Source organism: Bacteroides propionicifaciens DSM 19291 = JCM 14649, assembly GCF_000375405.1.
Lineage (GTDB): Bacteria > Bacteroidota > Bacteroidia > Bacteroidales > Bacteroidaceae > Bacteroides_E > Bacteroides_E propionicifaciens.
The window spans coordinates 25415-43635 of sequence record NZ_AQWS01000002.1 but is presented as its reverse complement, the minus strand read 5'-3'; the positions used below and the strand labels follow the sequence as shown (position 1 = coordinate 43635).

Genomic DNA, 18221 nt, shown 5'->3' with positions numbered 1-18221 from the left:
AGTTCGTAGTAGAAACCTACAGAAGTAGATAATAAACCAAAAATAAATTCTAATAAATACAGCTATGAAATTCAAACAAGTTTACAAAGTACTTTTAGTTGCTCTAGTAACAATTAGTAGTTTTTGTTCAGTTTCGGCAAAAAGCAACATAAGCAATAATATCATTTATAACCTCGAAGAAAAAGACGGTATCCTAGTTGGACAAACACTCTACAAACAAGAGGGAAAAGAGCTATCTCAATATCTAAAGTACAACTACGTATACGACAACCAAAATAGAATCGTAGAAAACAATATCTTAAGATGGGATGAAGATAACAACAGATGGGGCAAAGCTTTAACTGTTAGATACCAATACGACGGGCAAAATGTTAATACTAAATCGTATATGTGGGATGCTAGTCGTCAGGAATACAAACTAATTCCTCAGTTCAATAAGCAGTTTTTAGATACCAACTTATAGTTTAGTGTACGGTAATTAATTAGGGCTTAAATCATTTTTGATTTAAGCCCTAATTTTTTATCGAGCAAAGCTAATAAAACAATAGAGGTGCTTGTCAAAACTTTGACAAGCACCTCTATATTATAAAAATATGCAGAAATTATTTGAAGTATTTACTCCAATCAATATTTCTCATATCACCTGTTTCCATGAAAGTTTGGTGAAGCGCGAATGCACCATTAAACCAAACAGGAGTGTGCGATTTACCATCAGTATATTTTAAGTAATCTCTCAGGATTTGCTTATAATCAGGGTGAGCACATTTTTCGATAATCTCGTAAGCTCTCTCTTTAGGACCTTTACCTCTTAAATCAGCAACACCTTGCTCAGTAACAAAGATATTTACATCGTGTTCAGTGTGGTCAAGGTGAGCTACAAAAGGAACGATAGAAGAAATTTTACCGCCTTTAGCTGTAGAAGGAGTAGTAAAGATTGAGATATAAGCAGGGCGAGTGAAGTCGCCTGAACCACCAATACCGTTCATCATTTTACTACCCATAATATGTGTAGAGTTAACATTACCATAGATATCACCTTCGATAGCTGTATTGATTGAAATCACACCTAGACGGCGAATAACTTCAGGGTTATTAGAAATTTCAGAAGGACGAATTACTAATTTATCCTTAAAGAAATCCATATCCTTATAGATACCATTCAAGCTATCGTTAGTAAGGGTAAGTGAGCAACAGCTACCAAAAAGTACACGCTCGTTACGTATTAAATCAACAACTGCATCTTGCAGAACTTCAGTATATACGTTAAAAGCAGGAATAGCAGGAGAATTACCTAAAGCACCCAAAATAGCATTGGCTGTATTACCAACACCCGATTGAATAGGAAGAAAAGTAGATGGGATAATACCTTTTTTCATCTCATTTACTAAGAAATCAGAGATGTATTGACCAATCAAATCAGTTTCAGGATCTGGGCTAGCAAAACCACGAGCTTCATCTGGCCAGTCAGTTTTAACAACACCAACAATCTTCTTAGGATCAACCTCTACATAGGGTTTACCTATTCTATCACTAGGCTTATAAATAGGGATTTCGCGTCTATAAGGAGGGTCTAACGGCTCATACACGTCGTGTAAACCCATAGAGCTTTTGCTTTGAGCACTATTTAGCTCAACAACAATTTTGTCGGCCAAACGGCAAATAGTCGGAGAAATACCACCAGCAGCAGTTAAATATATTTTTCCATCTTCAGTAACCTCACAGGCTTCAATAATAGCCATATTGACGTCGCCAAAAAAACCATAGCGTAACTCTTGTGCCATTTGCGATAAGTGAATATCGTTATAAGCAATTTCACCACCATTTACAGCATTTCTAAAATCCTTGTTGGTTGTATAAGGCGCACGGTAACGAATTGCTTTTGCTTTTGCTAATACACCGTCACAAGAATCACCTGTAGATGCTCCAGTAAAGATACTCACTTGAAAAGGGTTACCCTTAGCGTGTTCAGCTTCAGCTCTTTTAGCCAAAGCAAATGTAACAGCTTTTGCTGTTCCAGCAGGAGTAAAACCACTTAAACCGATGTTATCACCATGGTTAATGAGTTCAGCTGCCTCTTCTGCAGTAATAAAATTTAAAGCCATAATCTGTAATTTTCAAAAAAGTTTTATTAATACTTCCTCCTTAAAATTTCAGACCACACAAATGCACGTTTCAAATCTTCTTCAGAATTAAATTGATACGCCTTGTTATAAGACAATGAAGCATCAGCCGATTCGCCTAAACGAACAGAAGATTCATCTTTGCCTAAGTCATCAAATGCAGTTTGATTTAAATTATTAATGTAAGAGGAAGCATTCTCTCTAATTAATTTATTTTGTTGTATTGAAATATCTTTTGCTTTCTGACTAGCACGAAGAGGTTTAGTGCTGTTAGAATATTCTTTTACAGTACTTTGTTGATCAAAGTCAGCAGTGGTATCAAGCAGTTCTTCGAAGTCATCGGGTAACACATTACCTTTATTTTTCGATTTAAGAGATTTAAATTTGGATGATATTATCATAAAACCGATCCAAACTAAAAATATTGTAAAGAAACTCATTTATCAGCCCTTTCGTTAGTTTTACATTAAAGCAAAGATAAAGAAAATAGCTAGAACAGAGTGTGATTTGCAGAAAATAAAAAAGGGCAGCTTCACAGCTACCCTAATTTTTTAACCTAAACCTTAACTATGAAAAAATCTAATGTTTTTTTCACGGTGACAAATATGCACACTAATTTGCCGTAGTCCAAAGATTGAAACTATAATGTTCTTCTATTTAACATTAATTAAAAACGAACACTTAAGCAATAACTTTTGTTATCTACTATTTGGATTTTGGAAACACGCAATATGCAAGAAAGTATATATATTTGCGAGACACAGTAAAATCACCCCAAATTTATGAAACAAGAATCTACAGGAGTGGACTTAAAATCCATAACTGACATTACAGACAAGAAACTCTTAATTGAAACTTACGGCTGTCAGATGAATATAGCTGATAGCGAAGTAGTAGCTTCGGTAATGAAAATGGCTGGCTACGAGATCACTCTAGAGCTGAATGAGGCAGATGCAATTTTCTTAAACACCTGCTCAATTCGAGAAAATGCTGAGCAGAAAATATACAACAGGCTAGAGCACTACCAAGCGCTCAAAAAGAAGAAAAATAATAAGCTTATCATTGGTGTATTAGGCTGCATGGCCGAACGTGTCAAACAAGCTCTAATAGAAGATCATCACGTTGATTTGGTTGTTGGCCCAGATGCTTACCTCAATTTACCCGATTTAGTTGCAGAAGTAGAAGCAGGAGAAAAGGCTATGGATATAGAGTTATCGAAAACTGAAACCTATAAAGACATTATTCCAACTCGACTTTGTGGTACGAACATATCGGGCTTTGTATCGATAATGAGAGGCTGCAATAATTTTTGCACGTACTGCATTGTCCCTTACACACGCGGAAGAGAAAGAAGCCGTGAGGTTGAAAGTATACTCAACGAAGTGGACGACCTGATAAAAAAGGGATATAAAGAGATTACGCTACTTGGACAAAATGTGAACTCGTATCATTATAAGGCAGAAGGCCGAGACGTATTATTTCACCAATTACTTGAGATTGTCGCTAAACACGCCCCAACTACTCGAATAAGATTCTCCACTTCTCATCCAAAAGATATGAGTGATGACACCTTGGATGTAATAGCAAGTCTTCCCAATATCTGTAAGCATATTCACTTACCTGTACAAAGTGGAAGCTCTCGCATTCTTAAACTTATGAATCGTAAATATACCAGAGAATGGTATTTAGATAGAATTGATGCCATCAAACGTATCATTCCTGAGTGCGGAATAACAACAGACATATTTTGTGGATTTCACTCCGAAACCGAAGAAGATCATCAGTTGTCATTGAGCCTAATGGATATTTGTCAATTCGACTCAGCCTTCATGTTTAAGTATTCTGAACGACCTGGAACTTACGCAGCAGAAAAACTCCCAGACGATGTACCCGAAGATATTAAGACAAGAAGATTAAACGAGATCATAACCTTCCAAAGGCAATTATCAGACAAAGCGAATAATGCATGTGTTGGAAAAGTATATGAAGTACTGATTGAAGGTGTTTCAAAAAAGTCTAAAGACCAACTATACGGCAAAACAGAACAGAATAAGGTTGTGATTCTAGATAGAAACAACCATAAAGTAGGTGACTATGTCAACGTACTTATAAACGAGGCTAACTCTGCCACACTTATAGGCACTGAAGTTAGAGCATAGTAACCCCTGAGTGATATTATACCATAAACGCTATCTCCTAATTCTTTGACCAAATAATTGGGAGATAGCATTGTATTTGACAAAAACACAAATAGCATAAAACCGAAGAGAACTATTGGATAATTTTAACCCAATTGATAAGTTCATAGACAAATACGAGATCCTTAATATTAAATTTCATTAAACAGACCGATAAACTGCCGAATTATTCGTTTATTTGTAATCATTTTGGGCATATTATAAGCTGTTCCTAAATATTCAATCATATCTATCGTCAAAATTTTCAGCAAGTATGAATAAAAAGTTTGTTGCCTCTTGTCCTATTTGTCAAGGGGAAAGTCTAAAGAAATTGACTACTTGCAAAGACTATTTTATGTCGAATGAGGAATTTAATCTTTATAAATGTAGTGATTGTGGTTTTGTTTTAACAGAGAATGTGCCTCAAGAAAATGAAATTGGTCGCTATTACCAATCAGATACTTACATTTCCCATAGCAATACAAACAAAGGTTTAATGAACAAGGTTTATCATGTAGTTAGAAACTATATGATGGCTAAAAAAACATCCTTAGCCAAAAAATCAACAGGACTTGAAAAAGGAGAGTTATTGGACGTAGGAGCTGGAATTGGTTTGTTTGCTAGCAAAATGCGTTCTAAAGGTTGGAACGTCCAAGGAATAGAACCAAGTAAAGCGGCAAGGCTAACCGCTAAAGAGTTATACGGACTAGATCTTTACGATCAGAGCCTTTGGCAAGATTTACCCTCGGAGTCTAAAGACCTAATTACGTTATGGCATGTATTAGAGCATTTGCCCAATTTAAATGAAAGCTGGGAAGCATTCTTCAGAGTATTAAAGCCAACAGGCAAACTTATAATAGCCGTACCTAATTCTAGATCGTTTGACGCAAACCACTATGGTGCCGATTGGGCTGCCTATGATGTCCCAAGACATATTTGGCATTTTAACGCAAAAACAATGCAACAAATTGCACTAAAACATGGTTTTAGAGTAATTAAAACATTACCAATGCCCTTTGATGGTTTTTACATATCCATGATGACTGAGAAGAACCTCAAACACAATCTACCCATTATTAAAGGTAGTTGGATTGGTTTTAGAGGCTATTTAAAAGCCTTAAGAGATAAAGATAATAGCAGTTCTTTAATTTATGTTTTACAGAAAATTTGAGAAAAAACAATAGGACAAAATATTCAACCCAACAGTGGAGAACACTCTTTTCCACGCTCTTTATTAGTACTACTCTGGTATTAATCCTTCTACTTATTGCTATAAACCTACAGTTCTCTAGTAAGAACATCACACAAAGCATTATCACAGAACAAACACTTATCGTTAGCCTGCAAGCTAACTTAGAGCCCCTAGACAAAATTGTACTTCAACGTGAAGTAGGTAAGCTAAAATGGGTTAGTAGTACTACTATGACAGACAACCAGCTAATTATTATACTTAAACAACCGCTGGAATCGATAGAGTCTATTAGTGAGGATCTCGCTCAAATAGCTCCTATTAAAAACATTGCCTACCCACGCTTACTAAATAACAAGACCCAGCTGTTGGCTAATAATATAAATAAACTAACAACTTTACTATTAATAGCTACAGCAATTATTTGCTGGATATTTTCTTTTTTGATTTTAAAATCTTTACTCTACAGCAAACGACAACAGATTTACTACATGAAACTTGTGGGCTGTTCAAAAGGTTACTTACTAAAGAAGTATTCAACAATAGTGTTCTGGTGTAGCTTAGCGGCAGCACTTGCGGCGATAATAATCGTGAGTGGTGCAATGTTCATCATATCGCTAATTGATACCAGCTCTGTCACATACATCAATATAAACGGATTATTTATAGGCTTAACGATAATTCCACTTTGGGCCGTAGGGATGAATAGTATAAACTGCTACTATATAATTTCCAAAATATACAAACTAAATAAGAAACAGATTTATAGCATATAATACAGACTAAGTATGAATAAAGAAGAACAGAATGGAAGATTTGCTTTTACTAGAACCAACTATATACTATTTATTATTGGTTTAGTGGCAATCGCATTAGGCTTTATCCTAATGAGCGGCCCCTCATCAAGTTTGACACACTTCGAACCTGATATTTTTAGTTTCAGACGAATTAAATTAGCACCCAGTATCTCTTTTTTGGGGTATGTGTTTCTGATATTTTCAATCTTATACAAAAAGAAAACAAAATAATTGATGGAAGAGTTGAGTATTTTCCAAACCATTGTATTGGCAATAGTTGAAGGATTAACAGAGTTTTTACCTGTTTCCTCTACAGGACATATGATTATCACGCAAAGTATTTTAGGTATAAAAAGTACTGAGTTTGTTAAAGCATTTACGGTAATCATCCAATTTGGAGCAATCTTATCAGTTGTGTGGCTCTATTGGAAGAGCTTTTTTCAGCTCAATCATTGCAAAATATTTGATAAGGAAGCGGTTAAAGATAAAAAAGGATTGGCAAAAGCAACAGTCTACATTAAGCGCTTCTTAAAGAAGTATGATTTTTACTGGAAGCTATTAGTCGCTTTTATTCCCGCAGCAGTATTTGGTTTACTCCTTAGCGACTACATAGACGATTTACTAGAGAGTGTCACTGTTGTAGCGGTTATGTTAGTACTGGGTGGTATATTTATGATTTTTAGCGATAAGCTATTCAAGAATCAAGAAGAAGATACCCCCCTAACAGATAGTAAGGCTCTAAAGATCGGGTTTTCGCAATGCATAGCGATGATACCGGGAGTATCAAGATCAATGGCTACAATCATGGGAGGATTATCTCAAAAACTTTCAAGAAAGCACGCTGCCGAATTCTCTTTCTTCTTGGCCGTACCTACAATGTTTGCTGCCACCTGTTACAAAGTACTTAAACTCTACAAGAGTGGAGGAACTCAACTGTTAATGGATAACATGACAACACTAGTTATTGGTAACGCAGTTGCCTTTATTGTAGGTGTAATAGCAATTAAGTTTTTTATAAGCTTCATTACTAAGTATGGTTTTAAGGCTTTTGGATATTATAGGATAGTTGTTGGAGCTATTATACTTGTTATGATTGGCTTGGGATATAATTTAGAAATTGCATAATGAAGTTTAAATCAGGAGAGATTTTATATTTTAACAAACCATTAGGGTGGACCTCATTTAACTTGGTTTCAAGAATTAGAGGTTCAATCAGACGAAGGCTAGACATAAAAAAAATAAAAGTTGGGCATGCAGGTACACTAGATCCACTAGCTACTGGCGTAATGATTATTTGTACAGGAAAGGCTACAAAAAGAATTGGGGAGTTTCAGTATCAAACTAAAGAGTACATTGCTAAGATTTATCTAGGAGCAACAACACCTTCATTTGATTTAGAACAAGAAGTTGATCACACGTACCCAAACGAGCATATTACTCAAGAGCTGGTAGAAGAAACACTTAAAAACTTTATAGGAAGAATAGAACAAGTTCCTCCTGCTTTTTCGGCATGTAAAGTGGATGGTAAACGAGCTTATGACTTGGCTCGAAAAGGAGAAGAGGTAATTCTCAAACCCAAAGTTCTTGTTATTGACGAGATAGAACTGATGGATTATAGCTTTCCTGAAATTACTGTTAGGGTAGTTTGTAGCAAAGGCACTTACATTCGTGCTCTAGCCAGAGATATAGGTTTAGCACTTGGAAGTGGTGCACATTTAACGGGATTGATCCGTACCAGAATTGGTGAAATCAGATTAGAAGACTGTATGGACCCACGAGAATTTGATACTTGGGTCGATCAACAAGAGATAGAAATAGAAGAGTAATTATTATATATAAAGATAGGCATGAAATTATCACAATTTAAATTTGACTTACCTAAAGAAAGAATAGCTCAGCACCCTACTACATTTAGGGATGATTCTAAGCTAATGGTTCTTCATAAAAGTACAGGTAAAATTGAGCACAAAAAGTTCAAAGACATCCTAGACTATTTTGATGACCAAGATGTCTTTATCTTTAACGACACCAAAGTTTTTCCTGCAAGACTTTACGGAAATAAGGAAAAAACAGGTGCTCGTATTGAAGTTTTTTTACTACGTGAACTCAATGCAGAACAACGCTTATGGGATGTTCTAGTTGATCCAGCACGTAAAATCAGAATCGGTAATAAGCTTTACTTTGGCGAAGACGAATCAATGGTTGCTGAAGTAATAGACAACACAACCTCAAGAGGAAGAACACTACGCTTCCTCTACGATGGTGAAGAAGCTGATGACGAACAAACCAAACACCTAAAATTCAAAAAAGAGTTATTTGAATTAGGAGAAACTCCACTGCCAAAAGAGATGATTGACAGAGCTGTCGAAACAGACGATGAAGAAAGATTTCAATCAATTTTTGCAGTATCTGAAGGTGCTGTAACAGCTCCATCAGCCAATCTACACTTCAGCCGTGAGTTGATGAAAAGAATGGAAATAAAAGGTATCGAGAAGGCTTTTGTAACACTACATGCTGGTCTGGGCAACTTTAGAGAGATCGATGTTGAGGATCTTACTAAACACAAAGTTGACTCTGAGCAAATTAATGTAGATTCTGAAGCTGTAGCTATAGTTAACAAAGCCAAAGAAGGCAGAAGAAATATCTGTGCTGTGGGTACAACAGTAATGCGTACTGTTGAGAGTACTGTAACTACCGATGGTCACCTAACTGAATTTGACGGCTGGACCAATAAGTTCATCTTTCCTCCATACGAATTTCAAGTAGCTGATCGTTTGATATCAAACTTCCACCTACCTTTTTCTACTCAACTAATGCTAGTAGCAGCTTTTGGTGGATATGACATGGTCATGGATGCTTACCAAACAGCTTTAAAAGAGGGGTATCGCTTTGGAATTTATGGTGATGCAATGCTTATAACAGACTAAAAAATTATGGAAACTGCTTATTTAGCTTTAGGAACCAACTTGGGGAACAAAGTTAATAATCTAAATAAAGCCGTTCAAGAGATTAATAAGCGGGTAGGAAAGGTGATTTCCCTATCCGCTTATTATGTTTCAGCCCCATGGGGATTTGAATCGGATAATAGCTTTATTAACGCTGTACTAAAAGTTGAAACATCTCTAGATGCACTAAATCTTCTACAAGCCACACAGCAGATAGAGGTGGATTTAGGAAGAAAGACAAAGACTACAGCTCAATCATACACAGATCGGATTATAGACATTGATATTCTATTATTAGGCAATCAAGTGATAAATAGTGAAATGCTTAAAATACCTCATCTTCATATTTTAGAGAGAGATTTTGTTTATATACCCTTATTAGAAATAGCGCCTACCCTACTGATACCCAATACTTACAAACCTTTAAAAGATTTGATTAATCCAGATACACATACTTTAGAAAAGTTAAAATAGAAAAGAGTATAGAGGTTTATATAATTAATTACTTAACTTTGTAATCGTAATTTAATGTGGAGAGATTTGAGTAGCTTGCAACCACAGAAAAAAAAATGCTAAAACAACATTCCTTTCTGGATAGCCATTTTTCGTGCACACTACTCTAATACATTTCAACCCACTAAGATTTATATAAGTAATTTTAAATAAATAATCAATGGGATATTTATTCACATCCGAATCGGTGTCTGAAGGACACCCTGACAAAGTAGCCGATCAAATATCGGATGCTATACTTGACGAATTATTGGCTTTCGATCCAAGTTCTAAAGTAGCTTGCGAAACATTAGTAACTACAGGACAAGTAGTTCTAGCAGGAGAAGTGAAATCAAAAGCTTATGTTGATTTACAAGAGGTTACGCGAAATGTTATTCAAAGAATCGGCTATACTAAAGGCGAATATATGTTTGAAAGCAACTCGTGTGGAATCTTAACTGCTATCCACGAACAAAGTGCAGATATCAACAGAGGGGTTGAAAGAGAAAGCCCAATGGACCAAGGTGCTGGTGATCAAGGTATGATGTTTGGTTATGCGACCAACGAAACCGAAAATTACATGCCACTTTCGCTAGATTTATCGCACAGAATTTTAATTGAACTAGCAGCAATACGCAAAGAGGGTAAAGAGATGACATATCTCCGTCCCGATTCTAAGAGTCAAGTAACAATCGAATACAACGACGATAACAAACCTGTTAGAATCGATACAATAGTTGTATCTACCCAACACGACGATTTTATCAAGCCAGAGTCAAACACACCTCAAGCAGAAGAGATAGCAGATAAAACAATGCTAGATATCATACGAAAAGATATACTCAATATTCTTATGCCTCGTGTAATCGGCTCAATTCACCACGAAGATGTTCTTAAGCTATTTAACGACAACATCACCTTTCACGTAAATCCTACCGGTAAATTTGTTATCGGCGGACCTCATGGAGATACAGGGCTAACTGGTCGTAAAATTATTGTGGATACTTACGGAGGTAAAGGTGCTCACGGTGGAGGAGCGTTCTCGGGCAAAGACCCAAGCAAAGTTGACAGAAGTGCTGCCTATGCCGCAAGACATATTGCAAAAAACTTGGTCGCGGCTGGCATTGCTAGCGAAATATTGGTACAACTCTCATACGCTATTGGAGTAGCAGAACCAATTAGTATTTATGTAAATACATACGGACACGCCAATATCAACATGTCAGACTCTCAAATAGCAGCTAAGATCAAAGAACTATTTGATTTAAGACCCAAGGCAATTGAAGAAAACTTCAAGCTTAGAAAGCCTATTTACAGCGAGACTGCAGCTTATGGGCACATGGGAAGAGAACCTCAAGTCATTACTAAGACTTTTCACTCTCGCTATCAAGATAGTAAGAGCATTGAGGTAGAACTCTTTACTTGGGAAAAATTAGATGCAGTTGAAAAGATAAAAAAAGCATTCCATATATAATCAGCATAGCTTTACAGCTATTTATAAATATGAAGGGGTATAAGACCGGGTAACCGACTTATGCCCTTTTATTATTTATAAAAACCAAAAATAGGAACAGAGTCAACTCAAAGTTGATTATTTTTGTAGAAAGATAATAAAAGCCTAAATTATGAGTGGGAAAATCAACAGTATATGTGTTTATGCAGCCTCTAGCACAAAATTAAACCCTATATATACAGAAGCTGCACAAAAACTAGGATTGGTAATGGCGCAAAATAACATCAAGCTGATTAATGGAGCTGGTGGTATAGGACTAATGAAAGAGACTGCTGACGCCGCCTTAAGCGTTGGGGGTAAAGTTACTGGGGTAATACCAAAGTTCATGATAGATCAAAAGTGGCACCATACAGGTCTTACCGAGCTCGTTGTAGTCGATAACATGCACGAGCGCAAAGCATTGATGGCCAAAATGAGCGATGCAATAATAGCATTACCAGGTGGTTGTGGAACACTAGAAGAACTTTTAGAGATAATCACATGGAAACAACTCGGCTTATATTTTAACCCAATAATAGTTCTCAATACCAATGATTTTTATTCACCACTAATAGAAATGCTAAATAAAGCCATCCAAGAAAACTTTATGTCGGCCAAACATGGAGAGATATGGAAAATAGCCGAAAGCCCCGAACAAGCAGTAGCACTAGCAATCAACACACCAAAATGGGATTCATCAATACGTCAATTTGCTAAAATATAAGCATAATATATATTCAAAAAGCAATGCTACAAATACTTGGTTTTACAGGCGATTTAAGACCTTATCTTCCAGCTAAAGACAACACCGTAACGGTGCTCTTAGTTATTTGTTTCTTTATTATAAGCCTTACCCTAGCTAGTAATAAGAAACTTTTCACAGAACTTGGTGCTGTTTTCTTTAACAAAAAAAATAAAGTTACTAACTACAGAAATGCCGTAAGCACTAACATTATCAGCTTATCTCCTTTGATTCTGCAGGCTAGCCTTCTGATGGGAGTCATCATCTACATCTTTTTAAAGGTTAACTTCAACGATAATATTGCATCATATCCTCCATGGCTAATTATAGGACTTACAACAGTCATTACATTGGCCTACTTAGCAATCAAATGGGCTGTATATTCATTCATAGGCTGGATATTCGACGAAAAGTACAGAACTGGAACTTGGATAGAAGCGTATGCAACACTTTTATATTATACTGCTGTGTTGCTATATCTCCTTGTTTTATTTATAGTTTACTCTGATATCGCAGTAAATACTATCATTTACATAGTAGTTATACTTTTTTTAATTACAAAATGCTTGATTTTTTATAAGTGGATGAAACTTTTCTCCAAAAAAATGAATGGTCTTATCCTTTTAATTTTGTACTTTTGTGCATTAGAAATCATTCCTTATGTAATATTATACAAAGTGATGAATAAAACTATAATGTTTTAACCTTTAATATTTAGAACATTGAAAATCAAAAAAGTACTAGTTTCGCAGCCTAAACCGGCATCAGAGAAATCACCTTATTACGACATAGCAAATAAATATGGCGTCAAAATTGATTTCCATCCTTTCATTAAGGTAGTGAGCATACCTGCTCAAGAATTCAGACAGCAAAAGATATCAATTCTAGACCATACCGCAGTTATATTTACTTCAAGACACTCTATAGATCATTTCTTTACACTCTGTGAAGAACTTCGAATTACAGTGCCTGAAACCATGAAGTATTTCTGCAATTCGGAAGCTGTAGCACTCTACATACAAAAGTATGTTCAGTATCGCAAAAGAAAAATATTTTTTGGTAGCACTGGAAAGTTTGAAGGTTTACTACCTACAATTATCAAAAACAAAAAAGAAAAGTTTCTAGCACCGGTTTCTGACGTTCACAATAGTGAAATCAAAACCCACCTAGACAAGCATAAGATCGAATTGACTGAGGCTGTTATGTATAGAACAGTAAGCAATAAATTCGACCTAGCCGACAATTTTGATTATGACCTACTAATTTTCTTTAGTCCATCGGGAGTAGCTTCACTAAAAGAAAGCTTTCCTGATTTTAAACAAGAAAATATTTGTATCGGAACATTCGGTAATAGTACGGCTCAAGCTGTAGTAGATGCTGGATTAAGACTTGATTTAGAAGCTCCAACTATAGCCGCTCCATCAATAACAGCTGCATTAGAGGAGTTCATAAAGACTCATAATAAGTAATTTTATTATACTGAATAAGAACAAAGGCGGTTGGTAGTTGTGTTATACTATTAACCGCTTCATCATTTATGCATATCATGGCAAATACAACCTTCAAACGTAGCGAGAGGATTAAAAGCAAAAGAATTATAGATTCTATGTTCTGCAGCAAGTCAAGCTCTCATGCTGTATATCCTCTACGCGTGGTTTACAAAGAATATGAAAATCCAACAGCGATTCTAGTGAGTGTTGCCAAAAAGCGCTTCAAGCGTGCTGTGCATAGAAATAGAATTAAACGACTAATCAGAGAGGCCTATAGACTCAATAAGGGCCCCCTACTGAGTCTTTTAGAAAATAGAAACAAAAGTTTGGCAGTTGCTTTTATTTTTATATCTGAAAAGATGCCTACTTTCGAAAAAGTAGAAAGTAGCATAAACAAAATGCTCACCTTAATCATTGAAGATATGAATAAGGAAGATAAAAAAGATGCGTAAACTATTTACCAACATATTATTACTACCAATATACTTTTATAGAGCTGCTATATCGCCTCTAATTGGTCCGTCATGCAGGTTTACCCCTACCTGCTCTAGATACGCAATCGACGCACTCAAAAAACATGGACCAGTTAAAGGGTTGTATCTGACAATAAAACGAATCTTAAAATGCCATCCTTGGGGAGGATCAGGCTATGATCCTGTACCATGAACGGGATATTAGACATACATGCACACTTACCGAGTAACCCCCAAAGGATGGATACCCTATACAGTTTATCCTTTCCATCCGAAACTCCGACACAAGACATCCACCAGTCACTAGGGGTACATCCATGGCAAATCAAAGAAAAAATCAACTGGCAACTCTTTGAACAAGAGTTAAACAACCCAATGATATTGGCTATAGGTGAATGCGGATTAGATAAGCTTAGACAAGAAACAAATTTAGAGGATCAATTAAGCTGTTTCATCAAACAGATAGACCTATCAGAGCAATATAAGAAGCCACTCATCATTCACCTTGTAAAAGCTACTGACGAGCTTATAAAACTACACAAAATTAAGAAGCCTACTCAAGAATGGATAGTACATGGATTTAGAGGGAAACCTGAGGTATATTATATGCTCAAAAATCAAGGTATAAGCCTATCCATAGGACCAAATCACAATGTTCAAACCGTAAAGCAAATCCCTCTAGACCAACTAATAATAGAAACAGACACCTCAGAAATAAAAATTGAGCAGGTTTGCCAAAATATAGCCCAAATAAAAAACATATCTACACAAGAACTTATTTATCAAATATATAAGAATACCAACCGTATTTTATTTAGATGATGTTGGTTGTTCTAATAAAGAGTCGTACTTTTGTTATTAGAATAATATTTTTATATAAAAAGACTTTTAAAGTATGAATTTTGTAGATGAACTAAGATGGCGCGGAATGGTGCACGATATAATGCCTGGCACTGAAGAATTACTAGCTAAAGAGCAAGTTTCTGCATATGTTGGCATTGACCCAACTGCCGATTCCTTACACATAGGACACTTAGTAAGTGTTATGATGTTACGCCATTTACAAAGCTGTGGACATAAACCTTTTGCACTTATTGGAGGAGCAACTGGTATGATCGGAGACCCATCAGGTAAATCATTAGAAAGAAATCTTTTAGACGATAAAACATTGCTTCACAACCAACAAGCAATTAAAAATCAACTTTCTAAATTTCTTGATTTCGAATCTGATGCTCCCAACAAGGCGGAACTTGTGAATAACTACGACTGGATGAAAGACTTCAGTTTCTTAGCTTTCGTGCGTGATGTGGGTAAATACATTACCGTTAACTATATGATGGCTAAGGACTCTGTAAAGAAAAGACTTACAGGTGAAACTAAGGACGGTTTGTCATTCACAGAGTTTACTTATCAACTTCTACAAGCATACGATTATCTACACTTATTAGACTCAAGAGGTGTTAAACTTCAAATGGGAGGCTCTGATCAGTGGGGAAATATTACTACTGGAGCTGAACTTATCAGAAGAGCTAAGAGCCAAGAAGTCTTTGGTCTTACTTGCCCTTTAATAACAAAAGCTGATGGTGGTAAATTTGGCAAAACCGAATCCGGAAACATTTGGTTAGACCGCAGATATACATCACCTTACAAATTCTATCAGTTCTGGCTGAACGTTAGTGATGCTGATGCTGAACGCTACATAAAGATTTTTACGTCGCTTACTAAAGAGGTGATTGCTGACTTAATTGCTGAGCACAATCAATCTCCACACGAACGTATTCTTCAAAGGAGACTCGCTAAGGAGATTACTGTTATGGTCCACTCACAAGAGGACTACGACACTGCTGTAGAGGCATCAGAAATTCTTTTCGGTAAATCAACTTCTGAAACTCTTAGAAAGATAGACGAAGAAACTCTCCTATCAGTATTCGAAGGTGTGCCTCAATTCGAAATTGATAGCGCCCTGATAACAGAACAAACTAAACTTGTTGACCTATTTGTTGACAATGCTCCAATCTTCTCTTCTAAGGGAGAATTGCGTAAATTAGTTAAAAACGGAGGTATCTCACTTAACAAAGAGAAGGTAGAGGATTGTGACCAGTTAATCTCTGATAAAGATTTACTTAACAATAAATATCTACTTGTTCAGAAAGGAAAAAAGAACTATTACCTAGTTCTAGTAAAATAAAAACTGTTAAAATATTTGGAGGTTATAAATTAACCTCCTATATTTGCACTGCGTTTGAAAGAACAGCAATTGAGTTTGTCCAATGGTGTAACGGTAGCACAACAGTTTTTGGTACTGTTTGTCGGGGTTCGAATCCCTGTTGGACAACTTTAAAAAGCAACTGGATCCAGTTGCTTTTTTTTATGGATAAAAACTAAATCTCTCCCATATTTTTAATTAATGATACTTACGAAATAGACAAACTGTTTATCTTTGTATACTAAATTAAACTTCCTATTTTTGTCTTGAATTAACTTTAACATCACACAACATGAACAACTTAGCTGAAATTGTTTCTCAGTTTGAAATTAAAGCTACAATAAATGCGATTAAAGCATTTGGAGGTGGATTAATTAACGATACCTACAAAGTAACTACTAAAGAACAGGATCAACCACAACATCTTCAAGAATGTGGACATGCTACAAAATAACATAGTTGAAGTTACTAGCCATATCCGTAAAAAACTTGAGCAACAAAATGCTACTGAAATTGACCGAAAGGTGTTACAGTTTCTTCCAATAAAATCAGGCAAATACTACTACTTCGACGGTAAAAGCTATTGGAGAGTTATGCGCTTTATTCCAGAGACAGATACATTCGAAACTGTAAACCCTAAATATGCAAGATTTGCTGGTGAGGCCTTTGGTCAGTTCCAAGCAATGCTTGCAGATATTCCGGTTGAACTTGAAGAGACCATACCGAACTTCCACAATATGGAATTCCGTATTGAGGAACTAAAAGAGGCTATCAAGAACGATAATAAAGGAAGAGTTAAAGAAGTTCAACACTACATTGATGAGATCTACAAAAGAGCTGAAGAGATGTGTAAAGCAGAAAGACTACATAGAGAAGGTAAACTTCCAAAAAGAGTTTGTCACTGCGATACAAAGGTCAATAATATGTTGTTCGACAAAGGTGGTAAGGTGCTTTGCGTAATTGATCTTGACACTGTAATGCCCAATTTTATATTCTCTGACTTTGGAGACTTTTTAAGAACAGGAGCTAATGCTGTCAAAGAAGATAGTAAAGACATAGATGCTGTCGCTTTTCAAATGGATATCTTCAAAGCATTTACTGAGGGTTATCTCAGCACTGCCAAAGCTTTCTTAACTCCACTTGAAATAGAGAATCTACCCTATGCCGCTGCATTATTCCCTTACATGCAATGTGTACGCTTCTTAATTGATTATATCAATGGAGATACCTACTATAAAATAGAATACCCTAACCATAACCTTGTCAGTACAGAAAATCAATTCAAGCTTTTACAAAGTGTTGAGGGTAATATGTCGGAAATGAAAGAATTCATTGCTTCTTGTCTATAATATATACACCATTATTACTGTATATTTAGTTTAAAAGAACAAATAATAAATGAAACAGCTAGACGTTAAAAAAATCAGTATTGCTAATATTCCCGTTGATGCTATTCCAGCTCTCCTAGACAAAGAGAAGATAGCTTTTCAGAAGTTAGATGAAGTAAACTGGAAGGAAGATTATCCTTATTGCCCAAATGTGAAATTTAGATTAGCATATGCTAAAGATGCCTTTCTACTCAACTTCAGAGTAACAGAAGAGAGCATCAGAGCAAATAGTTCTGCAGACAATGGCCCTGTCTGGACTGATTCATGCGTGGAGTTCTTTTCTATACCTAATAATGACGGGATTTATTATAATATAGAATGTAACTGTGCTGGAACAATTCTGATAGGAGCTGGCAGAGACCGAGAAAATAGAGAGAGAGCACCTAAAGAAATTTTAGACCAAGTTTTAAGATGGTCTAGCTTAGGTAGAAGCCCTTTTGATGAGCGTATTGGAGAGTGTAGTTGGGAAGTAGCTTTGGTTATTCCATTTACTGCATTTTTCAAACATAACATCGAAAGCCTAGATGGGCAATCTATAAAAGCTAATTTTTATAAATGTGGTGACGAACTAAAAACTCCACATTTTATCTCTTGGAATCCTATAACACTGGATACTCCTAATTTTCACGCACCCAAATTCTTTGGTACGATAAACTGCCTATAGAGAAATAAGAATAACAGATAATTAAAAGAGCATTGTAAACTTACAA

At 35.8% G+C, this 18221-nt stretch carries 20 protein-coding genes, 1 tRNA gene and 1 pseudogene; 20 read left to right on the top strand and 2 right to left on the bottom strand.

Annotation, left to right across the window (positions count from 1 at the left end; all coding sequences use genetic code 11):
* Window positions 1-64 precede the first annotated feature (64 nt).
* A complete protein-coding gene (locus tag B091_RS0100895) occupies window positions 65-463 on the top strand; it encodes a DUF3836 domain-containing protein (protein ID WP_018108114.1) in 399 nt (132 codons plus the stop codon).
* A gap of 139 nt (window positions 464-602) precedes the next feature.
* Here the strand turns inward: B091_RS0100895 and B091_RS0100890 are convergent, their stop codons facing one another.
* Complete coding sequence (locus B091_RS0100890; protein ID WP_018108113.1) at window positions 603-2102, bottom strand: butyryl-CoA:acetate CoA transferase; 1500 nt, start codon at window positions 2100-2102, stop codon at window positions 603-605.
* Window positions 2103-2128: 26 nt separating this feature from the next.
* On the bottom strand, window positions 2129-2521 hold the full coding sequence (locus tag B091_RS0100885) for a hypothetical protein (protein ID WP_162137964.1): 393 nt from the start codon (window positions 2519-2521) through the stop codon (window positions 2129-2131).
* Between the two features lie 381 nt (window positions 2522-2902).
* Between B091_RS0100885 and miaB the strand changes: the two genes are divergently transcribed.
* The 19 genes and pseudogenes from miaB (at window position 2903) to B091_RS0100795 (ending at window position 18175) form a co-directional block, all read left to right on the top strand.
* Window positions 2903-4279 carry a tRNA (N6-isopentenyl adenosine(37)-C2)-methylthiotransferase MiaB gene (gene miaB, locus B091_RS0100880; RefSeq protein ID WP_018108111.1) on the top strand — a complete coding sequence of 459 codons (1377 nt, stop codon included), beginning with the start codon at window positions 2903-2905 and terminating at the stop codon, window positions 4277-4279.
* 292 nt (window positions 4280-4571) lie between these two features.
* Entirely contained in the window at window positions 4572-5468 is an 897-nt protein-coding gene (locus tag B091_RS0100875; RefSeq protein WP_025069334.1) for a class I SAM-dependent methyltransferase, read from the top strand.
* Complete coding sequence (locus B091_RS0100870) at window positions 5465-6262, top strand: cell division FtsX domain-containing protein (protein ID WP_018108109.1); 798 nt, start codon at window positions 5465-5467, stop codon at window positions 6260-6262. Before B091_RS0100875 ends, B091_RS0100870 begins: the two co-directional genes overlap by 4 nt.
* 12 nt (window positions 6263-6274) lie before the next feature.
* A complete protein-coding gene (locus tag B091_RS12420; protein WP_018108108.1) occupies window positions 6275-6514 on the top strand; it encodes a DUF3098 domain-containing protein in 240 nt (79 codons plus the stop codon).
* Window positions 6515-6517: 3 nt separating this feature from the next.
* Window positions 6518-7408, top strand: a complete 891-nt coding sequence (locus B091_RS0100860; protein WP_018108107.1) for an undecaprenyl-diphosphate phosphatase — start codon at window positions 6518-6520, stop codon at window positions 7406-7408.
* Window positions 7408-8109, top strand: a complete 702-nt coding sequence (gene truB / locus B091_RS0100855) for a tRNA pseudouridine(55) synthase TruB (protein ID WP_018108106.1) — start codon at window positions 7408-7410, stop codon at window positions 8107-8109. The genes B091_RS0100860 and truB overlap by 1 nt, the downstream gene beginning before the upstream one ends.
* Window positions 8110-8130: 21 nt before the next feature.
* Window positions 8131-9210 carry a tRNA preQ1(34) S-adenosylmethionine ribosyltransferase-isomerase QueA gene (gene queA / locus B091_RS0100850; protein ID WP_018108105.1) on the top strand — a complete coding sequence of 360 codons (1080 nt, stop codon included), beginning with the start codon at window positions 8131-8133 and terminating at the stop codon, window positions 9208-9210.
* Window positions 9211-9216: 6 nt separating this feature from the next.
* Window positions 9217-9702 (top strand): 2-amino-4-hydroxy-6-hydroxymethyldihydropteridine diphosphokinase, encoded by a 486-nt coding sequence (folK, locus tag B091_RS0100845; RefSeq protein WP_018108104.1) that lies wholly within the window; start codon window positions 9217-9219, stop codon window positions 9700-9702.
* 199 nt (window positions 9703-9901) lie between these two features.
* On the top strand, window positions 9902-11194 hold the full coding sequence (gene metK / locus B091_RS0100840; protein ID WP_018108103.1) for a methionine adenosyltransferase: 1293 nt from the start codon (window positions 9902-9904) through the stop codon (window positions 11192-11194).
* A gap of 151 nt (window positions 11195-11345) precedes the next feature.
* Window positions 11346-11936, top strand: a complete 591-nt coding sequence (locus B091_RS0100835) for an LOG family protein (RefSeq protein ID WP_018108102.1) — start codon at window positions 11346-11348, stop codon at window positions 11934-11936.
* Between the two features lie 23 nt (window positions 11937-11959).
* Window positions 11960-12658: a DUF4271 domain-containing protein gene (locus tag B091_RS0100830; protein ID WP_018108101.1), complete on the top strand. Its 699-nt coding sequence runs from the start codon at window positions 11960-11962 to the stop codon at window positions 12656-12658.
* An 18-nt stretch (window positions 12659-12676) separates the two neighbouring features.
* Window positions 12677-13423 carry a uroporphyrinogen-III synthase gene (locus tag B091_RS0100825; protein ID WP_018108100.1) on the top strand — a complete coding sequence of 249 codons (747 nt, stop codon included), beginning with the start codon at window positions 12677-12679 and terminating at the stop codon, window positions 13421-13423.
* 68 nt (window positions 13424-13491) lie between these two features.
* Complete coding sequence (rnpA, locus tag B091_RS0100820; RefSeq protein ID WP_238319374.1) at window positions 13492-13896, top strand: ribonuclease P protein component; 405 nt, start codon at window positions 13492-13494, stop codon at window positions 13894-13896.
* On the top strand, window positions 13889-14110 hold the full coding sequence (yidD, locus tag B091_RS12415; protein WP_081605801.1) for a membrane protein insertion efficiency factor YidD: 222 nt from the start codon (window positions 13889-13891) through the stop codon (window positions 14108-14110). Before rnpA ends, yidD begins: the two co-directional genes overlap by 8 nt.
* Complete coding sequence (locus B091_RS11610; protein ID WP_018108098.1) at window positions 14107-14739, top strand: TatD family hydrolase; 633 nt, start codon at window positions 14107-14109, stop codon at window positions 14737-14739. Before yidD ends, B091_RS11610 begins: the two co-directional genes overlap by 4 nt.
* Before the next feature lie 73 nt (window positions 14740-14812).
* Window positions 14813-16105 carry a tyrosine--tRNA ligase gene (gene tyrS / locus B091_RS0100810; protein WP_018108097.1) on the top strand — a complete coding sequence of 431 codons (1293 nt, stop codon included), beginning with the start codon at window positions 14813-14815 and terminating at the stop codon, window positions 16103-16105.
* A 76-nt stretch (window positions 16106-16181) separates the two neighbouring features.
* Window positions 16182-16252, top strand: a tRNA-Gln gene (locus B091_RS0100805).
* A gap of 163 nt (window positions 16253-16415) precedes the next feature.
* Window positions 16416-17472, top strand: a pseudogene (locus B091_RS11605) (phosphotransferase enzyme family protein).
* Window positions 17473-17521: 49 nt separating this feature from the next.
* Window positions 17522-18175, top strand: a complete 654-nt coding sequence (locus B091_RS0100795; protein ID WP_018108096.1) for a carbohydrate-binding family 9-like protein — start codon at window positions 17522-17524, stop codon at window positions 18173-18175.
* Window positions 18176-18221: the final 46 nt, after the last annotated feature.